At 70.4% G+C, this 8,725-nt stretch carries 9 protein-coding genes and 1 tRNA gene; 5 read left to right on the top strand and 5 right to left on the bottom strand.

What is annotated here, in order from left to right:
- The first annotated feature begins 240 nt into the window (after window positions 1-240).
- Entirely contained in the window at window positions 241-615 is a 375-nt protein-coding gene (locus ACWDX6_RS28155; RefSeq protein WP_451487691.1) for a VOC family protein, read from the top strand.
- 45 nt (window positions 616-660) lie between these two features.
- Here the strand turns inward: ACWDX6_RS28155 and ACWDX6_RS28150 are convergent, their stop codons facing one another.
- The 3 genes from ACWDX6_RS28150 to ACWDX6_RS28140 form a co-directional block, all read right to left on the bottom strand.
- Window positions 661-1,137 carry an ASCH domain-containing protein gene (locus ACWDX6_RS28150; protein ID WP_451487690.1) on the bottom strand — a complete coding sequence of 159 codons (477 nt, stop codon included), beginning with the start codon at window positions 1,135-1,137 and terminating at the stop codon, window positions 661-663.
- A gap of 74 nt (window positions 1,138-1,211) precedes the next feature.
- A complete protein-coding gene (locus ACWDX6_RS28145; RefSeq protein WP_451487689.1) occupies window positions 1,212-2,609 on the bottom strand; it encodes a GntP family permease in 1,398 nt (465 codons plus the stop codon).
- Between the two features lie 71 nt (window positions 2,610-2,680).
- Complete coding sequence (locus tag ACWDX6_RS28140; protein ID WP_451487688.1) at window positions 2,681-3,214, bottom strand: gluconokinase; 534 nt, start codon at window positions 3,212-3,214, stop codon at window positions 2,681-2,683.
- 136 nt (window positions 3,215-3,350) lie between these two features.
- Here ACWDX6_RS28140 and ACWDX6_RS28135 point away from each other — a divergent pair, with 136 nt between their 5' ends.
- The 4 genes from ACWDX6_RS28135 (at window position 3,351) to ACWDX6_RS28120 (ending at window position 7,549) form a co-directional block, all read left to right on the top strand.
- Window positions 3,351-4,052: a FadR/GntR family transcriptional regulator gene (locus ACWDX6_RS28135; protein ID WP_451487687.1), complete on the top strand. Its 702-nt coding sequence runs from the start codon at window positions 3,351-3,353 to the stop codon at window positions 4,050-4,052.
- A 204-nt stretch (window positions 4,053-4,256) separates the two neighbouring features.
- Complete coding sequence (locus ACWDX6_RS28130) at window positions 4,257-5,720, top strand: amino acid permease (protein ID WP_451487686.1); 1,464 nt, start codon at window positions 4,257-4,259, stop codon at window positions 5,718-5,720.
- Window positions 5,721-5,834: 114 nt separating this feature from the next.
- Window positions 5,835-6,920, top strand: coding sequence for an S-(hydroxymethyl)mycothiol dehydrogenase (locus tag ACWDX6_RS28125; protein ID WP_451487685.1), 1,086 nt, complete (start codon window positions 5,835-5,837; stop codon window positions 6,918-6,920).
- Complete coding sequence (locus ACWDX6_RS28120) at window positions 6,920-7,549, top strand: MBL fold metallo-hydrolase (protein WP_451487684.1); 630 nt, start codon at window positions 6,920-6,922, stop codon at window positions 7,547-7,549. Before ACWDX6_RS28125 ends, ACWDX6_RS28120 begins: the two co-directional genes overlap by 1 nt.
- On the opposite strand, the gene ACWDX6_RS28115 is transcribed toward ACWDX6_RS28120, so the two are convergent.
- Both ACWDX6_RS28115 and ACWDX6_RS28110 read right to left on the bottom strand, forming a co-directional pair.
- Window positions 7,533-8,459: a pseudouridine synthase gene (locus tag ACWDX6_RS28115; protein WP_451487683.1), complete on the bottom strand. Its 927-nt coding sequence runs from the start codon at window positions 8,457-8,459 to the stop codon at window positions 7,533-7,535. The two genes, ACWDX6_RS28120 and ACWDX6_RS28115, sit on opposite strands and share 17 nt — an antisense overlap.
- Window positions 8,460-8,520: 61 nt before the next feature.
- Window positions 8,521-8,608, bottom strand: a tRNA-Leu gene (locus ACWDX6_RS28110).
- Between the last annotated feature and the right edge of the window lie 117 nt (window positions 8,609-8,725).

Below are 8,725 nucleotides of genomic sequence, written 5' to 3'. Positions count from 1 at the left end.
GCCCGCCAGGGCCGAGGGGACGGATCGCAAGGCGGAGGAGGGAGTCAACGCGGAGCGTTGGCGACCGACGACAACGCGGCGAGGCGCGGTGCCAGGGCACGCGAGCCCGGCATGATCCAAACGAGAGGCCCTAGGTGTAGCCAGGGCCGTGGTGCCGCCGGGCTTGCGCGGCGCGTCGGCGGGTACGACCCCTGCCGTACGGATGTCGCGGAAGCGGCCGAAGAGCGAGGAGTGTCAGAAGTGATTCGAAAGCTGCAGGCGGTCGCGCTGGACTGCGCCGATCCGGTACGGCTCGCAGAGTTCTACGCGGAACTGCTCGGCGGCCGGGTGGTCGCGGACTCCGGCGACGACGACTGGGTCGAGGTGCACGGGTTCGAGGGGACACCGCTGGCCTGCCAGCGGGTGGACGGCTACCGACCGCCCGAATGGCCCGGCCAGGAGCGCCCACAGCAGCTCCATCTGGACTTCGACGTGGACGATCTCGACGGTGAGGAGAAGCGGGCGCTCGCCCTCGGCGCGACCGTGCTGGAGCGGACGGACCAGCTCCGCCCGGGGGCGAACTGGCGGGTCTACGCGGACCCGGCCGGCCATCCGTTCTGCCTCTGCCTCCACTGAGTCCACCGGGCCCCCTGCCCTGGCTGCCAGGCGGTGGACGCGACCCTACGGCGCGTCCCGCCTCGCGGTCGGCCGCTTCGGTGACTCGGCGGAGGTGGGCGCGAGCAGTTCCACCACCCGGAAGCGCTCCGCCACCACCATCGTCGCGTCGTCGACCGTGAACGCCGGATCGCCCATCGCCTCGCGCATCTCGTCGCTGTGCCAGAAACGCTCGTGATCGGCCCGCCACTCGGCCACCGACGTGTGTCCCTCGCCCTCGTCGAGCGCGTGCTGGAGACCGACGTCACCCAGCGGCAGGACCCGTACCTCCGTCACCTCCACGACCGCCACCTCGCGCCCGTCGGAGTCGATGAGCGCCGAGCGCTCGCCCACTTCGGGCAGCTCCTCCTTCTCCGCCTCCCACTCGGCGAAGAGTCCCGTCGTCGAGGTCTTCTCGCCGGAGAGCACCGCGGCCACGAGTCGGTCCCGCAGCGGTCCGGGAAAGGCGAGCAGGAACGGCTTGAGCGCGTGAGGGCCGGTCATGGCCGACAGTGTGTCAGCCACGACCGGCCCGCGCCGCACGATTGCGTACGACTACAGCACCCGGGATCGTACGGCTACAACACCAGGGAGAGCAGCAGCACGAAGACGATGCCGACGACCGAGATGATCGTCTCCATCACCGACCAGGTCTTGATCGTCTGGCCGACGTCCATCCCGAAGTACTCCTTCACCAGCCAGAACCCCGCGTCGTTCACATGGCTGAAGAAGAGCGAACCGGCACCGATCGCCAGGACCAGCAGCGCGCTCTCGCTCGCCGACATGCCCTCGGCGAGCGGGGCCACCAGACCGGCGGCCGAGATCGTCGCCACCGTCGCCGAGCCCGTCGCGAGCCGGATCGCCACCGCGATCAGCCAGGCGAGCAGCAGCGCGGGGATCGACCAGTCCTTGGAGAAGTCCAGGATCATCCGGCCCACGCCGACGTCGATCAGGGTCTGCTTGAAACCGCCGCCCGCGCCGACGATCATCAGCACGCCCGCGATCGGGGCGAGGGACTTTTCGACGGTCGAGGAGAGCCGCTGCCGGCTGAGGCCGGCCGCGCGCCCCAGGGTGAACAGACCCACGATCACGGCCGCGAGCAGCGCGATCAGCGGCGAGCCGATGACGTCGGTGACCTTCTGCAGACCGTTGGCCGGGTCGTCGACGACGATGTCGACCAGGGCCTTGACCAGCATCAGGACGACCGGCAGCAGCACCGTGGCGACGGTGGCGCCGAAACCGGGGCGCTTCTCCAGGTCCTCCGACGGCCGGGCCGGGATCATGTTCTCCGGTGCCGGGATGTCCACCCAGCGCGCGGCGTACCGGGCGAAGAGCGGACCGGCGATGATCACGGTCGGAACGGCGACCAGGACGCCCAGCGCGAGGGTGATGCCGAGGTCGGCACCGAGCGCGTCGATGGCGACCAGTGGTCCGGGGTGCGGCGGGATCAGTCCGTGCATCACGGAGAGGCCGGCGAGGGCGGGGACACCGATCCGCATCAGTGAGTAGTCACCGCGCTTGGCGACCAGCAGCACCACCGGGATCAGCAGCACGATGCCGACCTCGAAGAACAGCGGCAGGCCGATGACGGAGGCGATCAGCACCATCGCCCACGGCATGGCCCGGCCTCCCGCCTTGGCGAGGATCGTGTCGACGATCTGGTCGGCACCCCCGGAGTCCGCGAGGAGCTTGCCCAGGATGGCGCCGAGGGCGATCAGTACGCCCACCCCGGCGACGGTGTTGCCGAGCCCGGTGGTGAAGGAGCCGATGGTCGCCGCGAGCGGGGCCCCCGCGAAGGCGCCCAGGCCCAGGGACCCGATGGTCAGCGCCAGGAAGGCGTGCAGCTTGAACTTGGTGATGAGCAGGACGATGGCGGCGATGCCCGCGAGCACGGCTATGCCCAGCTGGGCGTTGCCGGCCGAGGTGATCGGCTCGACGGCGTCCGCTGCCAGCATCTCGACGCTGAGACTGGTCACGGTGGGTTCCTTAGGGGACGGGTACGGCAGAGGGAGGTACAGCGGGGCGTACGAGGTGCGGCGGACGGACCTCAGCCGGCGAGCGCGCGCAGCGCGGCGACGGCCCGGCCGGTGATCTCCTCGGGGGATCTGGAGACGTCGACGGCGACGCCGGCCTCGTCGTCCTCGAGGGGCTGTAGGGCGGCGAACTGCGAGTCCAGCAGCGCGGTCGGCATGAAGTGGCCCTTGCGGGCCGTCATCCGCCGCTCGATCAGCTCGCGCGCGCCGGTCAGATGGAGGAAGACCACCCCCGGGGCCGCCGCCCGCAGCCGGTCCCGGTAGATCCGCTTGAGCGCGGAGCTGCTCACCACTCCGCCGAGCCCCGCCCTGCCGTGCGCCCACTGCCCGATCGCGTCGAGCCAGGGACCGCGGTCCTCGTCGTCCAGCGGGACGCCGGCCGACATCTTGGCGACGTTCGCGGCCGGATGGAAGTCGTCGCCCTCGGCGTAGGGGACGCCGAGCGCGTCGGCGACCAGCGGACCGATGGTGGTCTTGCCGGTGCCGGCGACGCCCATCACGACGACGACCGGGGGCGCCGGGCGTGCCGTCTGCGGGGTGGTGCTCATGGGTGGTGCCTCGCTGTCTTCTTCGACATCGATTCCGTCGCGCTCATGAAACCTATTGGGTACGACTTATTCAAGAGCCTGTGACTTAAAAGTCATACTTTTCGTTCGGTCCTGGGTCGTTGCATAGGCTGACCCCATGACGACACCGGCCCAGGGGCTCCACCCGCACGTCCTCGCCACCCTGGGCCTCGCGATCACCGCGGGGGAGTACCCGCCCGGCAGCGTGCTGCGCACCGACGAGCTCGCCCAGCGCTTCGACGTCTCCCGGACGGTGGTCCGCGAGGTCGTGCGCGTCCTGGAGTCCATGCGCCTCGTCGAGTCCCGCCGCCGCGTCGGCGTGACCGTCCTGCCGACGGAGCAGTGGAACGTGTACGACCCCCAGGTCATCCGCTGGCGCCTGGCCGGGGCCGACCGCCCCCGTCAGCTGCGCTCGCTGACCGTGCTGCGCTCGGCGGTCGAACCGGTCGCGGCCGGCCTCGCCGCCGCCCATGCCACCCCCGAGCAGTGCCGCGAGCTCACCGAGCAGGCGCTCGGCATGGTCGCCACCTCGCGCGGCCGACAGCTGGAGGCGTACCTCGTCCACGACATCGCCTTCCACCGGGTCGTGCTCAACGCCTCCGGCAACGAGATGTTCGCCAGGCTCGGCGACGTCGTCGCCGAGGTCCTCACCGGCCGCACGCACCACCAGGTGATGTTCGAGGACCCGGACCCGTCCGCCGTCACCCTCCATGTCCAGGTGGCCGAGGCGGTACGGGAGAGGGACGCGACCCGCGCCGAGGAGCTGACCCGCCAGATCGCGGTCGGCGCTCTCAAGGAGCTGGACGTCCTCGCTCCGTAAGCACCCCGACCCGCCGCCGACGCGCCCCGTACACCGTCGCGCAACCTCAGAAGTAGCTCAAATAAGGGCGATCAGTGACATTGGCCACTGCTGAGAACCCCGCTTTGCCGTGAGTATGTCCGCTGGCCGTGTGATGGAAGACCTCCACGCGCGCGCGGCCGGGTACCGCACAGACCCTCCCCCCTCACGAAGGCGAACAACTCCATGAGTGACCGCATCTCCCCTGCGGCCGACACGCTGTCCGCCACGCCACCGGCACCGGCGGGCTCCCCCCACGTCGACGCCGGTGACGCCGGGTACCGCAAGGACCTGAAGTCCCGGCACATCAACATGATCGCCATCGGTGGCGCCATCGGCACCGGACTGTTCCTCGGTGCCGGCGGCCGCATGGCCAACGCCGGACCGTCCCTCTTCATCGCCTACGCGGTCTGCGGCGTCTTCGCCTTCTTCGTGGTGCGGGCCCTCGGCGAGCTGGTCCTGTACCGCCCCTCCTCCGGCGCCTTCGTCTCGTACGCCCGTGAGTTCATGGGCGAGAAGGGCGCCTACACCGCCGGCTGGCTCTACTTCCTGAACTGGTCGACGACCGCCATCGCCGACATCACCGCGGCCGCCACCTACGCCCACTTCTGGGCGATGTTCAGCGACGTCCCGCAGTGGATCCTGGCCCTGATCGCCCTCGCGGTCGTCCTCGCCGCCAACCTCATCTCGGTGAAGTACTTCGGCGAGATGGAGTTCTGGTTCGCGATCATCAAGGTCGGCGCCCTCGTCGCCTTCATGCTGATCGGCATCTTCCTGATCGTGACGTCGCACGACGTCGGCGGCCACACCCCGGGCCTCTCCACCATCACGGACAACGGCGGCATCTTCCCCAGCGGTGTCATGCCGATGCTGCTGCTGATCCAGGGTGTCGTCTTCGCGTACGCCTCCGTCGAGCTGTGCGGCGTCGCCGCCGGTGAGACCGAGAACCCCGAGAAGATCATGCCGAGGGCGATCAACTCGATCATGTGGCGCGTGGGCCTCTTCTACGTCGGTTCCGTCGTCCTGCTCGCCCTGCTGCTCCCGTACACCGCGTACTCCGGCGACCAGAGCCCCTTCGTCACGGTCTTCGACAAGCTCGGTGTCCCCGGCGCCGCCGGCGTGATGAACCTGGTCGTCCTCACCGCCGCGCTCTCCAGCCTCAACTCGGGCCTCTACTCGACCGGCCGGATCCTGCGCTCCATGTCCCTGGCGGGCTCCGCCCCCAAGTTCACCGGCGTCATGAACAAGGGCGGCGTCCCCTACGGCGGCATCCTGCTCACCGCCGCCTTCGGTGTCCTCGGCGTCGGGCTGAACTACGTCATGCCCGGCGAGGCCTTCGAGCTCGTGCTGAACTTCGCCTCCATCGGCATCATCGGCACCTGGGCCATGATCATGGTCTGCTCGCTGCTGTTCGTGAACCGCTCCAAGGAAGGACTGGTCACCCGGCCCGGCTACCGGCTGCCCTGGGCGCCCTACACCCAGCTCGTCACGCTGTTCTTCCTCGGCTCGGTCCTCGTCCTGATGTGGATGGACGGCGGCATCAGCCGCACCACGGTGAACTGCCTCCCGCTCATCGCCCTGATGCTGGTCGGCGGCTGGTTCCTGGTCCGCAAGCGGGTCCGCGCGACCGCGGCCACGCACAAGGACTGAACCCTCCTCCGTCCCCGCGAGTGACGAGACCCCCGCAGGCGCGCTCTGCGGGGGTCTCGCGCGCGTCAGGAGATAGTGGTACCCAAGAGCCTTACCAGCGAAGGGGTGTCTGCCATGTCGCAGCAAGTCCAGGGGGTCGTCGCACCCGGCAGGAACGAGCCCGTGCGGATCGAGACGATCGTGATCCCCGATCCCGGACCGGGTGAGGCCGTGGTGAGGATCCAGGCCTGCGGTGTCTGCCACACCGACCTCCACTACAAACAGGGCGGCATCAACGACGACTTCCCCTTCCTCCTCGGCCACGAGGCCGCGGGCGTCGTCGAGTCGGTGGGCGCCGGAGTCACCGACGTGGCCCCCGGCGACTTCGTCGTCCTCAACTGGCGCGCGGTGTGCGGCGCCTGCCGGGCCTGCCTGCGCGGCCGCCCCCAGTACTGCTTCGACACCCACAACGCGCGGCAGAAGATGACCTTGCCCGACGGGACGGAGCTCTCCCCGGCGCTCGGCATCGGCGCCTTCGCGGAGAAGACCCTCGTCGCCGCCGGCCAGTGCACCAAGGTCGACCCCTCGGTCGCCCCCGAGGTCGCCGGTCTCCTCGGCTGCGGCGTCATGGCCGGCATCGGCGCCGCCATCAACACGGGAGACGTCGGCCGCGGTGACACCGTCGCCGTCATCGGCTGCGGCGGCGTCGGCGACGCGGCCGTCGTCGGCTCCCGGCTCGCCGGAGCGGCGAAGATCATCGCCGTCGACATCGACGACCGCAAACTCGACACGGCACGGTCGATGGGCGCCACCCACACCGTCAACTCCCGTACCACCGACCCCGTCGAGGCCATCCGCGAACTCACCGGCGGCTTCGGCGCCGACGTCGTCATCGAGGCCGTCGGCCGCCCGGAGACGTACACACAGGCCTTCTACGCCCGCGACCTCGCCGGCACCGTCGTCCTCGTCGGCGTCCCCACCCCCGAGATGACGCTGGAACTCCCGCTCCTCGACGTCTTCGGCCGCGGCGGCGCGCTCAAGTCGTCCTGGTACGGCGACTGCCTGCCGTCCCGGGACTTCCCCATGCTCATCGACCTGCACCAGCAGGGCCGCATCGACCTCGGCGCCTTCGTCACCGAGACCATCGGCCTCGGCGACGTGGAGAAGGCCTTCGCCCGCATGCACGACGGCGACGTCCTGCGCTCGGTGGTGGTCCTCTGATGGCCGCCCGCATCGACCACCTGGTCACCTCCGGCACCTTCTCGCTCGACGGCGGCACCTGGGACGTCGACAACAACGTCTGGATCGTCGGCGACGACGCGGAGGCGATCGTCATCGACGCCGCCCACGACGCCCAAGCCATCCTCGCGGCGCTCGACGGCCGCACCCTGCGCGCCATCGTCTGCACCCACGCGCACAACGACCACATCGACGCCGCACCGGCCCTCGCCGCCGCCACCGGCGCCCGGATCCTGCTCCACCCCGACGACCAGCCGCTGTGGAAGCAGACCCACCCCGACCACACCCCGGACGGCGACCTCACCGACGGTCAGACCCTGACCATCGCGGGGACGGACCTCAGGGTCCTCCACACCCCCGGTCACGCCCCCGGAGCGGTCTGCCTGTACGCCCCCGACCTGGCCACGGTCTTCACCGGCGACACCCTCTTCCAGGGCGGCCCCGGCGCGACGGGCCGGTCCTTCTCCGACTTCCCGACCATCGTCGACTCGATCAGGGACCGCCTCCTGACCCTCCCGCCGGAGACGGTCGTACGCACCGGGCACGGCGACCCCACGACGATCGGCGCCGAGGCCCCGCACCTGGAGGAGTGGATCAACCGAGGCCACTGAGCCGCTGCCGGCTCTCGAACCGCATACCGACACCCGTGACCGGGTCGGTGAACTCCAGCCTCCGCGCGAGCAGTTGCAGCGGACGGCCGAAGTCCTCCGGCCCGTCCTCACGGACCACGGGATAGACGGGGTCGTTCAGGATCGGCAGCCCCAGGGCGTTCATGTGCACCCGCAGCTGATGGGTCTGCCCGGTCGTGGGCAGCAGCCGGTACCGCCCCAGACCGCCCCGGTGCTCCACCAGCTCGACCCGGCTCTCGCTGTTCGGCTCGCCCGGCTCCTCCCGCGCGGCCATCACCCCGCGCTCCTTCACGATCCGGCTCCGCACCGTCACCGGCAGCGCGACCGCGGGATCGTACGGTGCCACCGCCTCGTACTCCTTGCCGACCAGCCGGTCCCGGAACAGCGTCTGGTACGCCCCCCGGTCCCCGGGCCGCACGACGCACAGCACCAGGCCCGCCGTCAGCCGGTCCAGCCGGTGCGCGGGCTGCACCCCGGGCAGCCCCAGCTCCCGCCGCAGCCGCGCCAGCACCGTCTCGGTCACATGCCGCCCACGCGGCATCGTCGCCAGGAAGTGCGGCTTGTCGACGACGACGATCCGCTCGTCCCGGTACACGACCCCGATCTCGAAGGGCACCCGCGCCTCCACCGGAAAGTCCCGGTGGAACCAGAGATACATCCCGGCGGTGTACGGCTCCTCGCCGGAAACGACCCCGTCCACCCCGACGAACCGCCCGCCCCGCAACATCTCCGCCACCCGCGCGCCCCCGACGGCGTCCCCGAACCGATCCCGCAGATGATCCCCGACGGTGCCCCAGACCCCGCCCGGATCCCCGGGCAGCCGCACCCGCACCGGATCGACCCCCTCCCGCGGGGGCAGCGGCGCGGCCGGGGGCTTCGTTCTGCGTCTCACCGGAATCACCGCCGCCTCGTCCACAAACAAGAAGGACCCCACATCATGTGGGGTCCTTCGCTGGTGTCCGAGGGGGGACTTGAACCCCCACGCCCGATAAAGGGCACTAGCACCTCAAGCTAGCGCGTCTGCCATTCCGCCACCCGGACAAGGTGGTCTGTCGTTCCGGCAGCTGGGCCGTTCCGACGTGGAAAACCATAGCAAACAATCGAGGCGGCCGATCACCACCCCGTGCCCATCTCCGACCCCGCCCAAACCCGCGTGGC

It is taken from the genome of Streptomyces sp. NPDC003027, assembly GCF_053591435.1.
This window is presented reverse-complemented; position numbering and strand designations above follow the sequence as displayed.

Excerpts from the sequence above, each read along its gene's own strand:
- ACWDX6_RS28120 (WP_451487684.1), top strand. The coding sequence starts at position 6,920 with ATGGCCGCCCGCATCGACCACCTGGTCACCTCCGGCACCTTCTCGCTC.
- ACWDX6_RS28125 (WP_451487685.1), top strand. The coding sequence starts at position 5,835 with ATGTCGCAGCAAGTCCAGGGGGTCGTCGCACCCGGCAGGAACGAGCCC.
- ACWDX6_RS28135 (WP_451487687.1), top strand. The coding sequence starts at position 3,351 with ATGACGACACCGGCCCAGGGGCTCCACCCGCACGTCCTCGCCACCCTG.
- ACWDX6_RS28130 (WP_451487686.1), top strand. The coding sequence starts at position 4,257 with ATGAGTGACCGCATCTCCCCTGCGGCCGACACGCTGTCCGCCACGCCA.
- ACWDX6_RS28150 (WP_451487690.1), bottom strand. The coding sequence starts at position 1,137 with ATGACCGGCCCTCACGCGCTCAAGCCGTTCCTGCTCGCCTTTCCCGGA.
- ACWDX6_RS28140 (WP_451487688.1), bottom strand. The coding sequence starts at position 3,214 with ATGAGCACCACCCCGCAGACGGCACGCCCGGCGCCCCCGGTCGTCGTC.